Origin of the sequence: Proteus terrae subsp. cibarius (assembly GCF_011045835.1) — a bacterium.
Classification (GTDB): domain Bacteria; phylum Pseudomonadota; class Gammaproteobacteria; order Enterobacterales; family Enterobacteriaceae; genus Proteus; species Proteus cibarius.
Genome location: NZ_CP047349.1, coordinates 764069 through 784816, shown reverse-complemented (window position 1 = coordinate 784816; position 20748 = coordinate 764069). Strand labels below are relative to the sequence as shown.

At 32.6% G+C, this 20748-nt stretch carries 16 protein-coding genes; 7 read left to right on the top strand and 9 right to left on the bottom strand.

Annotated elements, in window-relative coordinates; translation table 11 throughout:
* Positions 1-35: 35 nt before the first annotated feature.
* Positions 36-1616, bottom strand: coding sequence for a multicopper oxidase CueO (gene cueO / locus GTH25_RS03585; protein WP_156733061.1), 1581 nt, complete (start codon positions 1614-1616; stop codon positions 36-38).
* Positions 1617-1829: 213 nt separating this feature from the next.
* Here cueO and GTH25_RS03580 point away from each other — a divergent pair, with 213 nt between their 5' ends.
* Positions 1830-2180 carry a YacC family pilotin-like protein gene (locus GTH25_RS03580; protein ID WP_075674120.1) on the top strand — a complete coding sequence of 117 codons (351 nt, stop codon included), beginning with the start codon at positions 1830-1832 and terminating at the stop codon, positions 2178-2180.
* Positions 2181-2303: 123 nt separating this feature from the next.
* Here GTH25_RS03580 and GTH25_RS03575 read toward each other — a convergent pair whose 3' ends face one another.
* Complete coding sequence (locus GTH25_RS03575) at positions 2304-3359, bottom strand: AbrB family transcriptional regulator (protein WP_075674119.1); 1056 nt, start codon at positions 3357-3359, stop codon at positions 2304-2306.
* A 111-nt stretch (positions 3360-3470) separates the two neighbouring features.
* On the opposite strand from GTH25_RS03575, the gene GTH25_RS03570 reads away from it, so the two are divergent.
* Positions 3471-3881, top strand: coding sequence for a GNAT family N-acetyltransferase (locus tag GTH25_RS03570; RefSeq protein ID WP_075674118.1), 411 nt, complete (start codon positions 3471-3473; stop codon positions 3879-3881).
* 22 nt (positions 3882-3903) lie between these two features.
* On the opposite strand, the gene GTH25_RS03565 is transcribed toward GTH25_RS03570, so the two are convergent.
* From GTH25_RS03565 to GTH25_RS03550, 4 genes are all read right to left on the bottom strand, one after another.
* Positions 3904-6972, bottom strand: a complete 3069-nt coding sequence (locus GTH25_RS03565; protein ID WP_164530331.1) for a hypothetical protein — start codon at positions 6970-6972, stop codon at positions 3904-3906.
* A gap of 51 nt (positions 6973-7023) precedes the next feature.
* On the bottom strand, positions 7024-8586 hold the full coding sequence (locus GTH25_RS03560) for a hypothetical protein (protein ID WP_075674282.1): 1563 nt from the start codon (positions 8584-8586) through the stop codon (positions 7024-7026).
* A 215-nt stretch (positions 8587-8801) separates the two neighbouring features.
* Positions 8802-9434, bottom strand: a complete 633-nt coding sequence (locus GTH25_RS03555; protein WP_075674283.1) for a helix-turn-helix transcriptional regulator — start codon at positions 9432-9434, stop codon at positions 8802-8804.
* A gap of 64 nt (positions 9435-9498) precedes the next feature.
* Positions 9499-10131, bottom strand: a complete 633-nt coding sequence (locus GTH25_RS03550; RefSeq protein WP_099659952.1) for a TetR/AcrR family transcriptional regulator — start codon at positions 10129-10131, stop codon at positions 9499-9501.
* Between the two features lie 232 nt (positions 10132-10363).
* Here GTH25_RS03550 and GTH25_RS03545 point away from each other — a divergent pair, with 232 nt between their 5' ends.
* Together GTH25_RS03545 and GTH25_RS03540 are read left to right on the top strand one after the other, a co-directional pair.
* A complete protein-coding gene (locus GTH25_RS03545; RefSeq protein ID WP_075674285.1) occupies positions 10364-11575 on the top strand; it encodes a Tm-1-like ATP-binding domain-containing protein in 1212 nt (403 codons plus the stop codon).
* A gap of 16 nt (positions 11576-11591) precedes the next feature.
* Positions 11592-12419 (top strand): phosphoenolpyruvate hydrolase family protein, encoded by an 828-nt coding sequence (locus tag GTH25_RS03540; RefSeq protein WP_075674286.1) that lies wholly within the window; start codon positions 11592-11594, stop codon positions 12417-12419.
* An 86-nt stretch (positions 12420-12505) separates the two neighbouring features.
* Here GTH25_RS03540 and GTH25_RS03535 read toward each other — a convergent pair whose 3' ends face one another.
* Positions 12506-13405, bottom strand: coding sequence for a diaminopimelate dehydrogenase (locus GTH25_RS03535; protein WP_156733058.1), 900 nt, complete (start codon positions 13403-13405; stop codon positions 12506-12508).
* 199 nt (positions 13406-13604) lie between these two features.
* On the opposite strand from GTH25_RS03535, the gene GTH25_RS03530 reads away from it, so the two are divergent.
* Positions 13605-14945: an MATE family efflux transporter gene (locus GTH25_RS03530; RefSeq protein ID WP_099659954.1), complete on the top strand. Its 1341-nt coding sequence runs from the start codon at positions 13605-13607 to the stop codon at positions 14943-14945.
* Between the two features lie 39 nt (positions 14946-14984).
* Here the strand turns inward: GTH25_RS03530 and GTH25_RS03525 are convergent, their stop codons facing one another.
* Together GTH25_RS03525 and GTH25_RS03520 are read right to left on the bottom strand one after the other, a co-directional pair.
* Positions 14985-15785 (bottom strand): hypothetical protein, encoded by an 801-nt coding sequence (locus GTH25_RS03525; protein WP_164530330.1) that lies wholly within the window; start codon positions 15783-15785, stop codon positions 14985-14987.
* A 161-nt stretch (positions 15786-15946) separates the two neighbouring features.
* Positions 15947-17224 carry a hypothetical protein gene (locus tag GTH25_RS03520; RefSeq protein ID WP_075671931.1) on the bottom strand — a complete coding sequence of 426 codons (1278 nt, stop codon included), beginning with the start codon at positions 17222-17224 and terminating at the stop codon, positions 15947-15949.
* Between the two features lie 436 nt (positions 17225-17660).
* Here GTH25_RS03520 and pepT point away from each other — a divergent pair, with 436 nt between their 5' ends.
* Both pepT and dcuC read left to right on the top strand, forming a co-directional pair.
* On the top strand, positions 17661-18914 hold the full coding sequence (gene pepT, locus GTH25_RS03515) for a peptidase T (RefSeq protein ID WP_075671933.1): 1254 nt from the start codon (positions 17661-17663) through the stop codon (positions 18912-18914).
* Positions 18911-20278 carry a C4-dicarboxylate transporter DcuC gene (gene dcuC, locus GTH25_RS03510; protein WP_109419507.1) on the top strand — a complete coding sequence of 456 codons (1368 nt, stop codon included), beginning with the start codon at positions 18911-18913 and terminating at the stop codon, positions 20276-20278. The genes pepT and dcuC overlap by 4 nt, the downstream gene beginning before the upstream one ends.
* Positions 20279-20748: the final 470 nt, after the last annotated feature.

Sequence of the window (20748 nt, the reverse complement as noted above, 5' to 3'; positions counted from 1 at the left end):
ATCTTACTGATATTAATAATTTTTACAGTGATTGATTATTTGCTAACAGTAAAACCCGCCATCATTCCAGTATCTTCATGTTCTAATAAATGACAGTGCGCCATAAATGGATGTGCTTTTGTGGCCAAATGGTCGAACTTCACTAAAATTTCGCTAAATTGCCCTTCAACTTTTACGATATCTTTCCAACCTTGGCGATGCTTCTCTGGTGCTCTACCATTTTCAGATAAAATACGGAACTGTGTACCATGAACATGGAATGGATGTAACATCATGTCACCACGACCAGAAACAACCCAACGCTCATAAACGCCTTGTTTCACATCAAATGCAGGTTCAGTCATTGAGAATGGAATACCATTGATACTATTGGCATTATAGATATCTAAATCACCATTGTCATGACCGCAATTCATTCCACCGCCCATCATGCCACTACCGTTACCTTGACGCATATGACTCATTCCATGATGAATACCTGCTAGTGCTTTATCGCCGTAACGCTCTGTTAATAGCATCATACCTTGCATATCTAAACGCATATCCATACGCAGATGTAATGTACGCGTTGAAAGATTGCTTAATACGGGTAATGCAGGAATAAGCGCCAATTGCTCAGGTAACAAACCTTGCCCTTTTTCTGCAGAAGGTAATAAACGTAACACTGGTAATACATTATCAAATGGTGCTAAAACCATCCCCATTTGACGAACAGGTAAAGTGACAATATCAAAATCGCGTCCATCAGAGGTATCCACTAAAACTTCAAAGCGCTCTCCCATTAAGATCGGTAATTCAGTCACTTTTATAGGCTCTGCGAGTAATCCACCATCACTTGCAATCACATACATTGGTCTGCCATCACTTGTCGCAAGATTTAAACTGCGTGCATTACAGCCATTTAAGAAACGCAATCTAACCCAACCTTTTGGGACAATATGCTGTGGTTGAATAGCGCCATTGGTTAACATCATATCGCCAAACCAACCAATTGCAGCGCTCATTACGTCGAGTTGATAATCGATTTGCCCATCACTATCTAAACGCTTGTCTTGTAAAATAACGGGTAAATCATCAACCCCCCAACGATTAGGCAATTTCCGGTTTGCGGTTTCATCATCTTCTATAATCACTAATCCCCCTAACCCCATGGCAACTTGCTGTCCAGTAACACCATGAGTATGAGGATGGAACCAACATGTTGATTCAGCTTGATTGGGTGTGAAAGTGACCGTACGAGATTTTCCTGGCTCAATCATTGCTTGTGGGCCACCGTCTTCTTCACCACTGATTTCAAGTCCATGCCAGTGAACCGTTGTCGTTTCTGGTAATTGGTTATTGATATTAATTGTGACGGGTTGACCACGTTTAAGTTTCAATGCTGGGCCTAATAAACTACCGTTATAGCCCCATGTAGTGGTATTCGCGGTAGGTATAAATTTAGAAATACCTTGTTGAATATTCAGAACAATCTTTTGTTGGGCATCGGGGGTAATTTGAGGTGGAATAGCCAATGAAGGCGTGTTACTTTGGGCAAACGCAAAGCGACTCCAACTTGGTAATAATGTTACAGCACTTAATGTGGCGCCTAATTTTAAAAATTCGCGACGTTGCATAATATATTCCTTTGAATAAAAACAAATTATTTTGTATTTATCGAAATAAGATGAATCAAGAAGTTTTGTAAACTATTACCAATGCTAAAGTTTCCCCTTACTGGAAGGTCAATTTAAAACCCAACAAAACAGCGGGTCTTTGCAAAACTTTTAACTACATTAAGCCAAATAACAAAACTTGCTAAATCATCACACAAAGGAACAGCACACCTAATGAAAAAAATGTTCGCCTTGTTCTGCACACTAACGCTTTCTTTTACTCTGTTTTTTTCTTCGAGTGCAAAGGCGTTAACTTATACACAAGCAGAAGACTTGGCTGATTTAACCGCCATCTACCTTTTTTTAAATAAAGATTGTGGTTATGAGCAAATATCAAAATCTAAAATTGAAAGAGCCTTAATGGTCTTTTCTCGCTCACAACAATGGGATGTGAGTAATTACTCAACGTTACCGATGAGCAAATTAAATGAAGATAGCTACAATGATCTAAAAGGTATTGAAGTATCACACAATAAAAAATGCCAATTATTAGCTAATAAATCTCTCAGTTTATTAAACTATTAATGCCCCTATTAAGCCACAATTGGATTGATAGAATAAGATAACCTCTTGAAATAGCATGCTTGTTTTTCAATATCGGCAACTAAATAGAGGTTATCAAAAAAACAAAATTATCCCTTTTATATTTTATTCTTCTTTTTTGTTCTGATTATTTTTCTTCTGTTTATATTCATTCCAATACAGAGCCACTGATGGAATACTTTGAATAATCAGCATTCTAAAAATATGATTTGACATAACAAAAGCCGCATCTACGTTCATCGTTATCGCAGCAAATGTCATAGCTTCCATACTTCCTGGCGCCCAAGCCAATACTAAAGTCGCCCAAGGAACCCCTGTTAAATAAGCTGCCCCCCACGCAACAATCACCGTGAGGATCACATTAATAATAACCACTTGAACAGAAGAAAAGGCATTCTTAATTAATGATGAAAGTGGAAAAACAACAAAATGTGCCCCGATATTCATCCCAATTAAAACCATACTCAATTCATTAAGTAACATGGGAAAAGCAATGGATTCGCTAACAAACGATTGGATCAGTATCGCACTACCTAATGACGTTAACATAAAGGGTGCAGGGAATCGGATTTTCTGCAATAAAAGCCCTGAACCTAACCCTAAAGCCACAATCAATAATAACCACAATAATGAAACTAGCGTTATTTCAGGTATAGTGAACTCTGGCATATTGGCTTTATCTGATCCCACAATAAAACCCGCCATAATAATCAACACCATTAAACGAATAGTATGAGAAATAACTATTTTTTGAGGGGGCGTTTTTGTATGATCTGTTAATGCTAAAATAGCAGCCATCGCACCGGGCACAGCCCCAAGCATTGATTCTTCTTTCGTCCAACCAATATGACGGTGGAACCAAAAGTAGCTCACAAAAAACTGAATGGCTAAACAAACAACAAGAGTGAGTAATAGAATAATTAAATTATCAGCACTACCTAAATGAACTTGGTTAAACATTAAACCAACTGAAGTTCCTAACGTGAGTTGAATAAAGGTTAATGTATGTTTAGGAACCGCAAGCTCCCATTTAAAGCGATAAGCGATAATAACGACGAGAATAGGCCCAAACATCAGTGCCATGGGTAAGCCTGAAAGAGTAAGAACACCACCTATTAATGCACAAAACAAAATACCGGGTAGAGTTTTTAAAAACAACATGTTGTGTGATCCGTTTTTTTAATTATGGTTTTATCCTAGCATTAATATAAATATTTAATAAACAAATAGTGATAATGTTATTATTATTTTTCTTAATACTAAGAGCCGATTATGTCGTTAAAAATTACTACAAATCCAACACCAAATGAGATCAATGAAATTTATGAAGGATTGTTAACCCACAACCTTCGTTATATTCAGATGGAACAATACTCACCATTGGCTGTTTTTAAGGAAGATAACGGTAAAAAAATAGGTGGGATCACAGGAGATATTTTAGGAAATTGGTTACGTATTCGCTATTTATGGGTAGATAAAGCCTATCGTGGACAAAACATAGGTACAGAATTACTGCAAACCATGGAACTTGCGGCAAAAGAAAAAGGCGCCAAATATGCAGAAGTGGATACTTTTAGCTTTCAAGCCCTGCCTTTTTATCAAAAACAGGGATTTGTAATATTTGGCACCCTAGAAAACTATCCAATAAGTGATAAGAAGTACTACTTGAGAAAAAAACTTTAACGCAAGTTTTATCCTTTAATACTTATTTTTTGTATACCTCATTTATTTTATTAATAATATTTATTATATCACCTTTAACTTTTTCCTTTATGATCCTCTCTTCTTCTATTTTTTCTTTCTTTCCTTTTATTTCTTTTATTTCTTTCATTTTTTCTTTTATTGTTTCATCGCTAATAGTATATTTAAAATTATTAACCACTTTCTTATCATCATAATCCACTCTTAAATAGGTCACTCTATCTTCATTTACATTAAAGCTTACATTTTCAATATTTTTATTTTCATTTTTATAATCTTTAATCAAAATGATATTTTCATCTTTTATTTCAATATTATTAACCGTATTGATACTAATTGAATGCATTGTTCTTAATTCACCATGAAAATCATCATCATTTATATTTTTTTTATTATTTAAATCATATAGTTTTGATGCTATTTTTTGTTTTAATTGTGATTTTGGTTTTTGTTTTGATTTATCTAATATAATTTTCTCTTTAATAAAATTTACAACATTTTTACTACTACTACTACTACTACTACTACTACTACTACTACTACTACTACTACTACTACTACTATCCTTTACTTTTTCTCTATATTCTTCAGCTTCTCTGGTTTTATTTAAATCATTCATATAATTTTTATTTTCTCTACTACGACGTTCTTTTGACTCTATCAATTTTCCTTTCAGTACACTTATTTCTTCCTGTAACGCTTTTGATTTTTTAGCACTTTCCTGATATTTATCATAAAGATCATCTTCATGCGAAACTTTAACATCATGACCAACAAACATTTGTTTTTTATTAGTATACTTATTTTTTAACTCTTGCACTTTATTTAAAGCAGAGTTCGTTATCATGTTATTTTCAGTATTACGTGATAAATTTTTAAACTTATCAATAATATCAGAAACACCAACTCCCATTTTATTTATACGACTATCTAAAGATGACAATAATTCATCAACATCTACCTCATCAGTATTATTTTGATATAACAATGATGTATTACCAACATCTATATCTTTAACCAATGGTGTGATTTCATTATTAACCGATAAAGGCTTAACTACAATATTATGATCTCTTGTTTTTTGTTTAACAATATCATTCAGCCTATTAATTTCATTATCTAAGTAATCATTTTTTGAATTTAATATTATTTTATCAAAGTCTTTAATCAAACCATTAAAGATAGTTTTCTTATCTTCAATATTAGAAACTAGTATATCACTCAAAACATCATTTAAACTACTTTTTAATTTTTCAAAATCATAACTTAAAGTATCTTTCATACTATTTGAGTTATTTTTATTTTCATTATCTAATATTTTATCAATCTCCTTAAAAATTTGTTTTATTTCATTTATGTATAAATCAATATTATAATAGAAATTACCACTTGATTTTATATCGTTTAAAATACCACCTTCTTCCAGAGATATTTTATTTAACTCTTCAGAAATACTACCAAGCTTATCTTTTATATTATTCATGTTATTTAAATAAGATTTAAATTTAGAATACAACTCATCATATATACTTTTAATTTCCTCTTTATTTAAATACTGATCAATTTCATGTAATTCATTTTTTAACAATAATAGTATATTATCAAATTTATCAGTCACATTCTGAGATAACAAAAGTTTAATATCATCCATGATTTTTTTATATTCTGTATCATCAAAGTCAATATTAATATTTTCTTTTTCAATATTTTCTTCTGGAAATAACTCTTTTTCCCCAAGAATCTCTGTTAGCTCATCATCATAATAATTAAACCAATGATCTATATTAATTATCACATTACATTCATCAACCTCTGGATTTTCCTCTTTATTAATCTCTTCGCCAACTTCTTCGTTAACCTCTTCCTTAACCTCGTTATTAATCTCTTCACCAACTTCTTCGTTAACCTCTTCCTTAACCTCGTTAGTAATCTCTTCACCAACTTCTTCGTTAACCTCTTCCTTAACCTCGTTATTAATCTCTTCACCAACTTCTTCGTTAACCTCTTCCTTAACCTCTTCCTTAACCTCTTCCTTAACCTCTTCCTTAACCTCTTCCTTAACCTCTCCTTTAACCTCTCCTTTAACCTCTCCTTTAACCTCTCCTTTAACCTCTCCTTTAACCTCTCCTTTAACCTCTCCGTTAACCTCTCCGTTAACCTCTTCCTTAACCTCTCCTTTAACCTCTGCCAATTGATTTTCAATTACATCAATCTTCCCTTTATCTATCTCTATACATTCTCCTGGTTTATATCTATAAACATGCGTATTCATCCAAGCCATCGATAATTCTTCAAAAGTCATATATTCTTGATATTCACTTCCTAAGCATTCCTTCATTATTATTGATAAATCATTCTTTATTTTATCACGAATCTTTCTATCAAATTTACTTAATATATCTATTTCATTTACAGCAATAATCAGTAAATTAATAAAACTTATAAACTCATCTCTTTTTTTAACACTTGAAAAATTACTTATAAAACTATTTTTTTTATTTAAATGTATTTTTTCATAGTTATATCTCTTAATAATAAGATTATAGATATTTTTAAAATCATCATCATTTAACCTTTTAAGTCTAGTATGAATTATATCATTAAAGATAATACTTAGATCCTGATCATTAGGGTTGATACAATCATGATGATTAGATAATGAAAAATAATTTTTAGCCATCTTAACTTCTGTTAAATAATTGCAAAAACTATAAAAATCAAATTTAGAATTAACATTATTAATAAGTTGTTGTATCATATTTGATTTTTTTACATTATCATTATAATTCTTACTATTCTTATGATTTTCATAACTAACCTCTATATTTTCAAAGTATCCAAAAGAACCCAATCCTTTATTATTATTAATGCTTCTAATAAGAAAAATCATATTAATCTTATGAAAAACATAGGAAGTGGCATGAAATATTTTCTTTAAAAATGAAGGTGATACTGGTGTGTTCTCTATTACTTTTATTTTTTTTGAAATAACATACTCTTCTTTTTTAGGGTATCGATGAGTAACTTTACAAAAAGAAAACTTAGGATTAATATTTATATTATTTTCACTCATAATAAATGCCTAGTTAATATATTGAATAAACCATTAAAAATTATTACACCATCAAATTGGCTTAGAATAATTAGCGATAAGTTTTCTAATAATCTCTTCTATTGATTCATCTAAATTATTAAAATTTAATCCTAGTCGATTAGAAATTTTTCTTAGCTCATTTTCTATTTTTGTATTTTTTTCATAAGAAGAGCCTTCACCGCCTTCGATCGCCTTACCTCCACTAATGTAATTAGAATATTCATAATTTTTATTTTCAAAATAACCATAAAAAGCCAATAAAGCAATAGAATCCCCCGCCCATTTGTAATTAATATTATTACTTGAATTTCTAAATAATCTAATAATTAAATTATCTCTATGATCATTTTGTTTTATATTTTCATAGAAACCTTTACAAAGTGAGTTTATTAATTCATCCGTTACCCCTCCCATTCTTTGATAAACATCTTTATTTACCATTTTTATTAAATTATCTATCTTAGAAATAGATTCTTTTTCACCAATAAATTCATCATCTTTTGATAAGCATTTAAATAATTCCTTTGTCAAATTTAAAGACAGCTCTTCTTTAGCCCCATTTAAATCATCCTTAAAATTTTCAACCATTACTAACTTGTTTTTCTCATCAAAAACATTATCAATAAAAGTTCCAATTTTTACATTCTTATCCTGATTATTTACTTTTTCTTTTATTAAATTTTTCAAATCATCTATTGTTTTAGAAGAAAATAGATCATCTATATTTAAATTAATATTAGTATTTAATTTATTTACTATCTCATTAGGTAAGTCAAAATAACCCTCTTGAAATTTATTTTTAGCTAAGTCAGCTTTTAATTCATCTTGTAGCTGTTTAATCTCATGAACAAACTTACATACTAGCATTCTTTCTAATGTATGATACTTGATCGCAATATCTATTTTTTTTCTGTTTTTTATTTTTTTAGATATTACCTCATTAATATTTTCAGTAAAGGTTTCATTTAGTTGATGTAATTTATTTGAAAATTTAATAAAAGCATCCTTATTACTTGATATATTATCAAATTTAAATGTATCCACACCTTCGTTTATATTTAAATTTTCATAATTTATTCTTATAGGTAATAATGATCTGTTTATAAACTTAAATGGCGAAATTATGGGTTTTAATAGATTTTTAAAACTTCTTTTCTTTTCTGTTGAAAAATAAAGTTTTTGATTTGTATTTAACTCTTTTTTTCCTGAGCTAGTGATCCAGTCAGGAAGTTTTTCTATATTTTCTTTTTTTTCAAGACGTTGATTCTTTATAACTTTATTAGAATCTTCACTTGAAACAATAATATTGTTAGATATATCGTTCAGATAATCGATTAACTTATTCAAATCACCAAGTTTCAAGTTTGGATTAAAGGGTTTGTTTGAAATTTCATTAGCGGTTTCATTGAATACAGCCTTAACCTTTTCATCTGCACTCTGAACACTGTTATTACTCATTCTTTCTATATTAAATGTTGAATTTGTATTTACAGTAGATTTAATTCTTTCTAAAAAAACATATTTTTTATTGACTTTATCATTTATATTGCTGCTAAATTCATTAGGTTTACTTGATATTTCAGTAACATTCATTTTTTAACACCTTCTTTAAAAATAATAATAAATAGTCTATTCCTCTTATTTTTTAAAGTTTATAAAAATCACACAATAATAATCAATTAATCATTTTCAATAAAAATACGACATATTATAAAACTCAATAAATAGAAGTAAAAAAAAGATATCAACAAGTGATATCTTTTTTTAAGTTTATTTATTCTTTAGCAATAGATAATAATGAAAGATTACTACTCTTTTAAATCGTTATATACCGTCGCTCTTGAAACACCGAGGTATTGTGCGGTAATTTCCATTGCCTTACGCAGTGAAAGATAGCCTTCATCTTGTAAACAAAGCAACAATTCGCGTCGTTGATGGGGTTTTAATGCTCTTGGTGTCACTGAATAAGTCGCAGAAAATTCATCGATACGTTTTTTCAGCGAATCTTCAGTCACTGAACTAAAGGTTTCAATAATGTCATTACCTTCTTCAAGGGTTGCAAATTGGTTAAGTACCATTTGTAACCCTTTGATCATTGAAATATCAATATTTAAACATAACGCAGCAACGTAATTGCCTTGCTTATCTTTAATACCGATAGAGGTGCTTTTTGCTGTTCGACCATCAGGGAACTGATTTGGGTAATTCGCCACTATTTGAGGGAAATTTGACGATTCAATACGCGCCATTCCCAACTCAGTTGCTCTGTCCCCAACTTTTCTACCTGATAGGTTATTTTCAATGACCATAATGGTATTCTCACTATCGGTTAGATCATGAAGTACAACTTCACAAAAAGGCGATAATGTTTTACCAATGCCTTGTGCAATAAATTGTAGTTGTTCTACCAGCCACTCTTGGTCTTCTGTTTTGTGTGACATAACGATCCCTGCAATAGCTAAAACGTAAATGATTTATACAATTTTAACTGATTTATTCAAATAATTAATCGTTATCTGCAGGATAATCAGACTTTGCCTGATTTAAGATAGCTTTTGCCATCCATTGGGTCATATCAATGACCTGTTGATCATCCATTTTCCAGATATCTTTCATTACTAAAAAGACTTCAGACCCGTAAATTAAAGAGAACGATTTAATCACCTTATCCCACATTTCTTCGGGGTAGCGTGATTTTAATGGCTCAATAACTTTGAGTAAAATATCTTTACGGTGACCACGAATAAATCGTTTTTCTGCATATTCACTTGATTGTCTCTCTTTTGCCCATTGCTGTAATGAAACTTGCAAAGCACCACGCAGTGCACCTTCATGTTTAAACATTTGTGGATAGGCAAGATTGAGCAACTCGGTAATGCGTTGTTGCGTATTATCTTCAGGAGTGGGCCGCCATGCAATGATTGGCGCTAAACTTGCATCAACTGTGGCACTAATTAAATCACTTTGTGTGGGAAAATAACGATATGCGGTTGCTCTCGAAACACCTGCATGTGCTGCTAATTCTGACACCGTCGGTAACATCCCTTGCTCAAAAAGCCCCAATGCTGTTGTCACTAATAATTGATGGGTTCTTTTTCGTGTACCGGACATTGCATCCGTTTCATCACTGTAACTCATAGAAGATCCTTCGTTATTTCTACACTTTTATGTGTCTGGCTTATCTTAAGCTAAATACTTACAACACTTAACGTTTACTTTAGGTGATTAATCACACCTTATCGACCTTTTATGTACAAAAAATAAAAATAATGAGACTCCAGTCTCAAAACAATGCTATGATAAATGAAACTCAAGTCTCATTATGATTATAATCTATTCGTCGATAATTATAAAAGGTATGGGAAGGCTTATGAAACAGTATGCTGGTTCTATTTATATTGCCACAACGCTTGATACTAAAAGTGCTGAGATTTTTTATGTCAGTGATTTAATTAAAAAAGCAGGCCTTCCTGTTAAAACCGTTGACTTGACAACCAAACCCACGGCATTGGCACGAGAAGCTGATGTCACCGCAACAGAAGTTGCACGCTTTCATCCAAATGGCTCAGAAGCTGTTTTTTGTGGCGACAGAGGGAAAGCAATAGAAGCGATGTCAATCGCATTTGAACGCTATTTAACTCACTGTGATGATGTCTTAGCCATTCTTGGACTAGGCGGTTCAGGGGGAACGGCACTGATTACACCAGCAATGCAATCTTTGCCAATTGGTGTACCTAAATTGATGGTATCTACGATGGCGTCTGGTGATATTTCAGGCTATATCGGTGCAAGTGATATCTCAATGATGTACTCCGTTACAGATGTATCCGGCTTAAATCGTATTTCTCGTAAAGTTTTAAGAAATGCGGCAAATCAAATAGCTGGCGCTGTTTATTTTTATGAAGAAGAACACGTTGTTGATAAACCGGCTGTCGCATTAACGATGTTTGGCGTGACTACGCCTTGTGTACAACAACTCACACAAAAACTTGAAAATAATTATGACTGCCTTGTTTTTCATGCCACAGGAAGTGGCGGTAAAGCCATGGAAAAACTGGCAGACAGTCACTTACTTCATAGTGTGCTCGATCTTACAACAACAGAAGTGTGTGATTACTTGTTTGACGGTGTGCTTGCTTGTGATGAAGACCGTTTTGGTGCAATCGCCCGTACCAAAACTCCTTATATAGGTTCTTGCGGTGCATTAGATATGGTGAACTTCGGTCGCCCATCAAGTGTTCCTGAGAAATATAAAGGACGTCAATTTTATCATCATAATTCACAAGTCACCTTGATGCGCACAACACCAGAGGAAAACCGTCAATTAGGTATCTGGATCGCTGAGAAACTCAATCAGTGTGAAGGTCCATTGCGGTTTGTATTACCACAGGGCGGTTTTTCAGCTCTAGACATAAAAGAAGGCCCTTTTTGGGACCCTCAAGCAAACCAAGCGTTTTTTGATGCATTTATAACAACATTTAAAGAGACAGAGACTCGTCAGTTAGTCATCAGTCCTTATCACATAAACTCCGCTGAGTTTACTCAGCAAATTTATAATTTACACCAGGAACTTATTTGTTAACCACGGAGAAAGAAGAATGACTCATTCACGTGAAACGTTACTAAAAAAATTCAATGAAATGATTGCACGCCATGAACCCATTATTGGTGGTGGCGCAGGTACAGGACTTTCAGCTAAGTGTGAAGAAGCCGGTGGTATTGACCTTATTGTTATTTATAACTCTGGTCGTTATCGTATGGCTGGCCGCGGCTCTTTAGCGGGTTTATTAGCTTATGGTAACGCTAATGAAATCGTTATGGATATGGCAAAAGAAGTATTACCCGTTGTTAAACATACACCCGTGCTTGCTGGTGTTAACGGTACAGACCCTTTCTGCAACTTTGATAAATTCTTAGATGAAGTGAAAGCAACAGGGTTTGCTGGCGTACAAAATTTCCCAACAGTAGGTCTAATTGATGGTAATTTCCGCGCTAATTTAGAAGAAACAGGTATGGGTTATGGACTTGAAGTGGATATGATCCGCAAAGCCCATGAGAAAGATTTATTAACCACACCTTATGTCTTTAGCCGTGAAGATGCGATTGCAATGACTGAGGCGGGCGCAGATATTATTGTGCCTCATATGGGATTAACAACTGGTGGTAATATTGGTGCTGAAACGGCATTAACATTAGCCGACTGTATTCCTTTAATTAATGATTGGGCAAAAGCCGCTAAAGCTGTACGTTCTGATGTTATTGTACTGTGTCATGGTGGCCCAATTGCAACGCCAGAAGATGCACAATATATCTTAGATAATTGCCCTGATTGTCACGGTTTCTACGGCGCAAGCTCAATGGAACGCTTACCAACAGAAGTGGCATTAACCGCAACAACTAAAGAATTTAAAAGTATTAAACGCTAATTCAAAATCATCAAGTTTGCCTAAGCGTTAATTCATATTGCCCACTTTATGTGGGCAATATTTTATGCAGAGCGTCTTAATTAAAATTAAACCAATTTGGCAATTAATGTATTTAAATCGCCAGCTAAGAAATCAACGGGTGGAATTTCAATAACAGTATAAGCACCTGCACGTTGTTTCATGCTGGCTCTTGCAGCAGACACCATAAATTGAGAAGTCAATGCTGGGTTGTTAATACGCATTGAATATTCAAATAATTGATTATGTGTTTTACCTGATACCCCTTTATGAGTCATATGAACACCATGCCCCACATCTTTTAAGCTATCGACACTATCAACTTGCTTAACATGCGTTTCATCAGAAGAGAAATAGCTATCAGCTTTAATAGCTTGCTCTACTTGATTAAAATTCGCTCCTGCTTCCAATTCCACATAAACCATACGACGATGAACACCCGTCCCTAATGGGATAGTCATTGAAAGTGCATCTTTGACACCCTCAATCGCTTTAGCTGCAACACTATGCCCCATGCTCATGCCTGGCCCAAAGTTAGTATAAGTGATCCCTTTTGGCGCCATAGCTAACATTAAAGCACGAACTATAGAATCAGAGCCTGGATCCCAACCTGCTGAAATAACAGCAACACGGTCATGTTTTTTTGCGACGTCATCTAATTCTGTTTTTAATGACACAATTTCACTGTGAACATCAAAACTATCTACTGTATTAATACCTAAGCTTAAAATAGATTTAGCTAACTCATTAATTGCACGAGTTGGTGAGCATAAAAGAGCAACATCAACATCACCTAATGTTTTAATATCGTTAGTCACGGTAATATTTTGCAGTTCTTCTGGAACATTGTTGATATCACGACGAACAACACCCACTAATTCAAAATCTTGAGCCGCTTGAACCGCTTCTAATGCAAATCGACCAATATTGCCATAACCGACAATAGCTACTTTTATTTTAGTATTCATTAATTCCCCTGACTTTAACGTTAATCATCTCTTAATGATAATAGTGATTAGTTATCAATGAATAAACCATATAAATATCTTTTTTGCCAGATAAACATTATTTGTGCTATTCCCTTATAAATAAACCTTGTAGAATCCCCTATCTTCCTACACGTTATATTAATAAATCGATTTCACTCTGTTTTTAAGAAGGTTTTCAATGCATCAGTCTGATGTAGCGGATCGCTCGCTTTTTTCTCTTAGTTGGCCAATATTTATAGATATTTTCCTACATCTAGCCACACTATTAATTAATACTTACATGGTAAGCCACGTTTCGACCGCTTACTTAGCAGCAATGGGTGTCGGTAACCAAGTTTTTGATCTTTTTATTACTATTTTTAGCTTTATTAGTGTGGGGTGTAGCGTTGTTATTGCCCAATATTTAGGTGCGGGTAAAAAAGAAAAAGCCAGCCAAGCCATTCATATTTCTATCGCTTTTAACTCTTTGCTAGGTATTAGTAGCGCTTTGATCATTCTTTTCTTTGGCTACAATATTCTACATATCATGAATACGCCTGAGCATTTAGTGCAAGATGGCTATAACTATTTACATATTATAGGTATTTGCCTTATTCCTGAGGCAATTTCGATTATTCTTGCAGCTTGTCTGAGAGTTTATGGCAAATCAAAAGCCGCCATGTATGTCACATTAATCGCCAACATCGTTACCGTTATTGGTAATATGATTGTGCTTTACGGCTTCTTCGGTTTACCACAATACGGATTAGTCGGTGTTGCTTGGTCTACTGTTGTAGGCCGTATTATTGCGGTTATTTTATTGTGTGGATTATTGTTCTACGGTTTACGCATTAAGTTTCAAGCAAGGCAACTCTTTATCTGGTCCAAAAATATGCTTGGAAAAATTCTACACATTGGTTTACCAGCTGCTGGTGAAAATCTAGTTTGGATCTTACATTACATGACTGCATCTGCCTTTATTGGTTTAATGGGCGAAGTCCCTCTTGCAGCACAAACTCTCTATTTCCAATTGTCACTATTTTTAATGCTCTTTGGTATTGCAATTAGCATTGGTAATGAAATTCTTGTGGGACATTTGGTTGGCGCTAAACGCTTTGATGATGCCTTTAATCGTGGTTGGAAAAGTTTAAAAACAGGCGTGATATTTACGATTGGTGTTGTTATTGTTTATTGGTTTATGCGTGATCCTATTTTGTATTCCATTACAGAAGATCAACGCATTATTGACCAATTGATCCCGCTATTTATTTTATCGGTCTTTTTAGAACCGGGTCGTACTTTTAATATCGTAATGGTAAATGCCTTGCGTGCCGCTGGCGATGCTAAATTCCCTCTGATGACAGCAATTTGCTTTATGTGGGGTGTCGCAATTCCGGTGGGTTATTTCCTCGGTATTAAGATGGAAATGGGCTTAATTGGTATTTGGATCGGCTTCCTTTGTGATGAATGGCTACGAGGCTTAACTAACGCATGGCGTTGGCGTTCTCGAAAATGGCAAGCAAAGCGCTTAGATATATAACTATCAAATTCCCCCGATATTTTGATCGGGGGAAATTTGTTAAATAATATTATTGTCTTTTAATTTTAGGCTTTTTAAAAGAATAATAGAATTTAAGCCTCTTTTTAAATCTTCATTTAATTTTATTTTATTTTTATTTTTATTTAATTTATTAAAATCATCTATAAGTTGAAAAATAAATTTACTAATTAAGAAAGATCCTTCTATTTCATATTGCTCTTCATACTTATCACATAAAGAAAATAACTCATTTAATGAGACATCACTTAATCTTCGGATTAGATTATCTTTAAAACTTCCTTTTATTTTTTTATTTTCAGAAACAATTTCAGATAAAGCATCAATTAAATCTAATTTTTCACTTAAAGAACAATCATTATTCATTGTTTCATAAATACTTTCTTCAACAACATCTTTCATTAAATCATCAATAGAATAAATCAATGAATTTATATTTTTCAATTTATTAACATCATAGTTTTTATTTTTTAAGTAACTAAATATTAGCTCTATTTCTTTCTTACTTAAATCAACAAAAAAGTTAAATTTTTTATTATTAATGGATAAACTTTTATCAAAAAGATAAGTATCGGAATTATTATCATAATTAACGTCATAAGAATTGGTAACATTATCTAAACTCTTACCCATTTCCATATAAATGGGTTCATCTTCCGTTAGATCGTTCTCATTTAAAGAGTTAACATCAAAAAATTCATTTACTGAGTTTTCTACTAATAATACTGAGTTAAGTTTAATGTTAAAATCAGCACTTGATGATTGATTTAATACATTTAATGAACTTTTTTGTTCTAGCCCACCTATACTTTCGATAATCATTATTATCATCCCATTAGTTTATTATAGGCACTATTTTATATTTTGTTTTCTCTTCTTCTTTCATTTATCCTCCATCTATAAAAAACTTTTTATTTTTAAATTATATATAATTTATATATTTAAAATTAATTAAAATAGATACAGAGGTTAAAATGACACTGCTATTTTTTCACCTTTGCCAATAACTCTTTTAGTGTAAGGTTTTTATTTTCATTCGCTATATTAAGTTGATTGTCTATATCAGATAAAAACTCATCAAATAAATTATCATTATTAATCAAAGTAAGTTGATCTTTATGCTGTTTTTCTATTATTGACATATTATTTTCATCTGATTTATCATGAACAACAAAAATTTTTTTCTGTTTTTCTGCCTCTTGTAATTTTTCACCTTCATTTAAAGTATTGTTATCTGTGACGATGATTTTTTCTACAACACTATTTTCATAAGTGCTTTGTTCTTTCTTTAAATATTGCAAATAAATAATATCATTAACTCTTTTATTTAATTTAAAAAAATAATCTGAACTAGACAGTTTTTTTAAATAAGTATCTTTATTAAAACAGTCAGTTTTTTCTTGTCCTTTATTTTTATTATAATCTTCTAAATAGTTAGCGACTTTAGCAAGAAATACATATCCATAACTGTTATTATCATCTGATAATCTATCTAATAATGAAATATCTTTTGTTATTTGAAGCAAGAAAGATTTAAAATATTTTTTTTCAAAAGAATTTTTACTTTCATTTATACGATTATAGTGTGAATTAGTAATGGCTATTTGTTCATTAATACTATCATAGTGTGGATTAGTAATGGTTATTTGTTCATTTTTATGAGCATCTAAGTTTATATATTCATATTGACCTTTAAATATGTCTTTTGAATCAGATATATTTAAATTATCATCTAATTTATTTGATAACTCTATTTTGGTTTTTATGGATGATTTAAAATTCATATCAGTAATATAATCAATTAATGATAACTTACTCTTTAATAGACTATCTTGTTGACATAAATGAAGAGCATCAATAGCCTCATCAATTGGAACTAAATCCCCATTTGGAAGTTCAATATCACTCAAAACTTGTAATCTTTCATTTAAAATTTGCAAGCTCTCTTTTGAAAAATTTATTCTATTGTCTACAGGATCAGACGCTATCGTTTTATCGCCTATAGGAGTAGACTCTACTCTTTTATTGCCTATATAATTTTTTTCTTCATTACTAATTATTAAATATTCAGGTTTTAAAAACGTATTCTTTGTATTAAAGACTATTTTATTTTCATAGCGATTTGGATGAATGAATTCACTTATTGTATTCTTCACCTTGATAGGTAAGTTAGAAATAGATAATTTTATCTTTTCACCTATAGAGACTATTTTATTAGAAGTAAACAGTATTTTTTTACCAACTTCATTGATATCAATCATTATAAAAATACTCATATTATTTATATATAAATAATATTTTAATCTCACTACCACCTTTATATATCAATTCTCTCTTCTTTTTTTTAATAAACAGTGTGTATTTTCAGAAAAAAAACTTAATCGTTAAAAAAAACACATTAATTATAATAAAGTGATAAGTATAAATTAAAAAAATTTAACAATTAAACTCATAAAACCAAAGGTAGTGTAGTAAATAAAAATAACCTCATCTACAAAAAACACTATTTTTTCTAATAAAAAGAAAACCAAAAATTAAATAATAATTAACATTAAAAATTTATTGTAAAAATAATAATTTTTCTATAATTCCCTATTGTTTTTTTTATGATACAAGTAAGTGTTAGTCTTTTCTAATAAATGAAATAAGTAAGTATTAATACAGAGAATACAATTAAAAACACAATGGAGTATTGTCATGAATCTCGTTGAACGGTTTATTTCTTATACAAAAGTTAACACCACCACAAATAGGGAAAATGGCGCAGCTGGTATTATGCCTTCTTCGGAAGGTCAGCGAGTCCTAGCTCTACAATTAGTCGAAGAGTTAAAAACTTTAGGTGTTGAAGATATCAAAATTCGTGATACTGCGATTGTTACCGCAACACTGCCTTCTAATCTTGACTATGAAGTTCCAACCGTTGCTTTTTTTGGCCATTTAGATACCAGTGCTGAACAAACTAATGATACCAAAGCGCAAATTCTACCTTATAAAGGTGGCGATCTTTGCTTAAATGAAGAACTTGAGATCTTTTTACGTCAAAGCGAGTTTCCTGAATTAGAAAACTATATTGGTGACGATATTATCGTAACCGATGGTACTAGCTTATTAGGCGCTGACGATAAAGCCGCTATCGCCTCAATTATGGATATGTTGCAGTACTTTAAACAGCATCCTGAAGTGAAACATGGTACGGTTAAAATTGGTTTTGTACCCGATGAAGAACAAGGTTTACGTGGTGCAAAAGTCTTTGATACTAAAGAATTCGGTGCTGATTTTGCCTATACCTTAGATTGCTGTGGTATTGGTGAATTAGTGTATGAAAACTGGAATGCAGGAGATGTCGAAATTACCTTTACAGGTGCATCGGCTCACCCAATGTCAGCCAAAGGTAAATTAAAAAACTCACTGTTAATGGCACATAAATTTGTTGCCATGTTACCTGGCGGTGAAGCACCTGAATATACCGAAGGCCGTGAAGGTTATTATTGGGTCAAACAATTAGCAGGTAATAGTGCCCGTACTGTATTAAAAATGGATGTGCGTGATTTCACCGAAAAAGGTTATGCACAACGTATGGCATTTTTAAAGCAACTTTCTGATTATTGTGAAGGTTTATGGGGTGAAGGTTCTGTAGCTTGTAAACTTGCTGACCGTTATGCCAACGTATTTAATAGCCTACAAGGCGATAATCGCTATCCTATCGATATTGCTGTGGCTGCTTATGAAGCAAATGGTATTACCCCTCGCCCAATTCCAATGCGTGGTGGTTATGATGGCGCAGCACTCTCTCAAAATGGTCTGCCTTGTCCTAATATCTTTACTGGTGCTCATAACTTCCACTCTATTTATGAATATCTACCCGTTAAATCGCTTTACGCTGCCAGTGATGTCTTAAAATCTGTCGTTAAGATCACGGCTGAGCGCTTTGCACCTGGAGCTAAAGCATGATCCAAATTCTTGCGGTCTTAATTGTCGTTGTTATTGTCGCTAGAATGATCTTGAAAGGATATAAAGCAGAGCCTGTTTTGTTAGTTGCTGGTTTAGCCTTAATGGCGCTAACAATGATGTTTGGTTGGGGAGATATTCTTCCTAAAAATGTCAAAACAACAGGTATCGGTTGGTTAGATCCTTTTGAAGTAATGCGTGATCTCTTTAGTAGTCGTGCGGCTGATCTTGGTTTAATGATCATGGCACTGATGGGGTTTGCACATTATATGGATCATATTGGCGCCAATGAGGCCGTTGTTCGTGTTGCAACTCGTCCATTGAAAAATATGCGCTCACCTTATGTGCTGCTATTTTTCTCGTTTTTACTCGCTAGTATTTTGCAACTTGCTATTCCTTCAGCAACTGGATTGGCCGTTCTATTAATGGGTACGATGTTCCCGATTATGATAGGACTTGGCTTATCTCCAGCATCGGCTGCGGGTGTGATTGCAACTTCATTAGGTGTTGCTTACACCCCAACTGCCATTGATGCCATTCGTGGTGCAAAAGCCGTTGACTTAGGGGTTGTCGAATATGTGCTTTATTACCAAGGCCCTGCGGCGATTGCAACCGTATTCGCTGTTGGTATTACACATATCTTCTGGCAACGCCATTGTGACCGCAAAGCCGGATTTGTGCCTCAATTAGGCAAAATGTCTGAAGAAGCAAAGAGTGATAAAAATGTACCCGGCTTTTATGCCTTACTGCCAATGTTACCTATTATTATGGCAGTAAGTTCATCAAGCCTATTTGTTAAAGGCATTCACCTTGATGTAGTCACAATCGTATTGATTTCAATGGCAATTTGTATGCTAATTGAAACATTACGCTTACGTGATTTTAAATCAGTGTGTGCAGGTTTCCAGCATTTCTTAAAGGGTATGGGTTCTGCATTTAGTAACGTTGTGGGCTTATTAGTCGCAGCAGGTGTTTTTGCTCATGGTATTAAAGTCAGTGGTGCAATTGACAGCCTGATCGTGATGGCGGAATCTGTTGGCTTACCACCATTTGCAATGGCATTGGTCTTCGCTATCGTGACATTAGCTGCCGCGATTATTATGGGTTCAGGTAATGCGCCTTTCCTTGCATTCGTTGAACTTATTCCACAAATTGCCCATAGCATGGGTGTAAACCCAATTGCGATGATTTTACCAATGCAACAAGCATCACATATGGGACGAGGTATGTCTCCAGTGGCAGGGGTTATTATTGCAGTATCTAGTGGCGCGAAATTGCAACCATTTGATGTTGTAAAACGGACAGCAATACCGCTTATGGTTGGTTTTATATTCCACAGTACTATTATTGCTATCTTCTATTATTGATAAATATACCTGAAGCAATATTTGTTGCTTCAGGTTATTTTCAAATAATAAACATATTAAAAATAAATAAAGGTATTTTATTGTGATTTTTATAACTAAAAATCAATTATCTGTTTTTCTAAAAATATATTTAACTCTTCATTTTTAAATAAAACATTAAAAAATATCATTATGAAAATATTAACAAAAATATAAAGCATTATTCTTATACACTAAAAAACAATAAGCCTATTATTTGTTTTGTTAAAATAAAAATGCAATATTGAAAATACTCACTCATTATTTTTATTTTAACAATCCTGAGTTAGCCCACATTAAGTATGATCATTATACTAGCAATAGAATTGTGTATTCGTTCTATTGCCTTTTTATTTAATCTCACTGTTAATTTCTTAAATTATTTTATTTATCTTCATTTTTTATCTTCCTTAATTTATACATTAGATACAAAACCGCCCTTCTTTAGCACT

What these genes read in the sequence shown, in the direction of transcription:
- GTH25_RS03550 (WP_099659952.1), bottom strand. Translation starts at nt 10,131, where the DNA reads ATGAGTTACAGTGATGAAACGGATGCAATGTCCGGTACACGAAAAAGA.
- GTH25_RS03545 (WP_075674285.1), top strand. Translation starts at nt 10,364, where the DNA reads ATGAAACAGTATGCTGGTTCTATTTATATTGCCACAACGCTTGATACT.
- cueO (WP_156733061.1), bottom strand. Translation starts at nt 1,616, where the DNA reads ATGCAACGTCGCGAATTTTTAAAATTAGGCGCCACATTAAGTGCTGTA.
- dcuC (WP_109419507.1), top strand. Translation starts at nt 18,911, where the DNA reads ATGATCCAAATTCTTGCGGTCTTAATTGTCGTTGTTATTGTCGCTAGA.
- GTH25_RS03580 (WP_075674120.1), top strand. Translation starts at nt 1,830, where the DNA reads ATGAAAAAAATGTTCGCCTTGTTCTGCACACTAACGCTTTCTTTTACT.
- GTH25_RS03530 (WP_099659954.1), top strand. Translation starts at nt 13,605, where the DNA reads ATGCATCAGTCTGATGTAGCGGATCGCTCGCTTTTTTCTCTTAGTTGG.
- GTH25_RS03520 (WP_075671931.1), bottom strand. Translation starts at nt 17,224, where the DNA reads ATGATTGATATCAATGAAGTTGGTAAAAAAATACTGTTTACTTCTAAT.
- GTH25_RS03565 (WP_164530331.1), bottom strand. Translation starts at nt 6,972, where the DNA reads ATGAGTGAAAATAATATAAATATTAATCCTAAGTTTTCTTTTTGTAAA.
- GTH25_RS03560 (WP_075674282.1), bottom strand. Translation starts at nt 8,586, where the DNA reads ATGAATGTTACTGAAATATCAAGTAAACCTAATGAATTTAGCAGCAAT.
- GTH25_RS03570 (WP_075674118.1), top strand. Translation starts at nt 3,471, where the DNA reads ATGTCGTTAAAAATTACTACAAATCCAACACCAAATGAGATCAATGAA.
- pepT (WP_075671933.1), top strand. Translation starts at nt 17,661, where the DNA reads ATGAATCTCGTTGAACGGTTTATTTCTTATACAAAAGTTAACACCACC.
- GTH25_RS03535 (WP_156733058.1), bottom strand. Translation starts at nt 13,405, where the DNA reads ATGAATACTAAAATAAAAGTAGCTATTGTCGGTTATGGCAATATTGGT.
- GTH25_RS03540 (WP_075674286.1), top strand. Translation starts at nt 11,592, where the DNA reads ATGACTCATTCACGTGAAACGTTACTAAAAAAATTCAATGAAATGATT.
- GTH25_RS03525 (WP_164530330.1), bottom strand. Translation starts at nt 15,785, where the DNA reads ATGATTATCGAAAGTATAGGTGGGCTAGAACAAAAAAGTTCATTAAAT.
- GTH25_RS03555 (WP_075674283.1), bottom strand. Translation starts at nt 9,434, where the DNA reads ATGTCACACAAAACAGAAGACCAAGAGTGGCTGGTAGAACAACTACAA.
- GTH25_RS03575 (WP_075674119.1), bottom strand. Translation starts at nt 3,359, where the DNA reads ATGTTGTTTTTAAAAACTCTACCCGGTATTTTGTTTTGTGCATTAATA.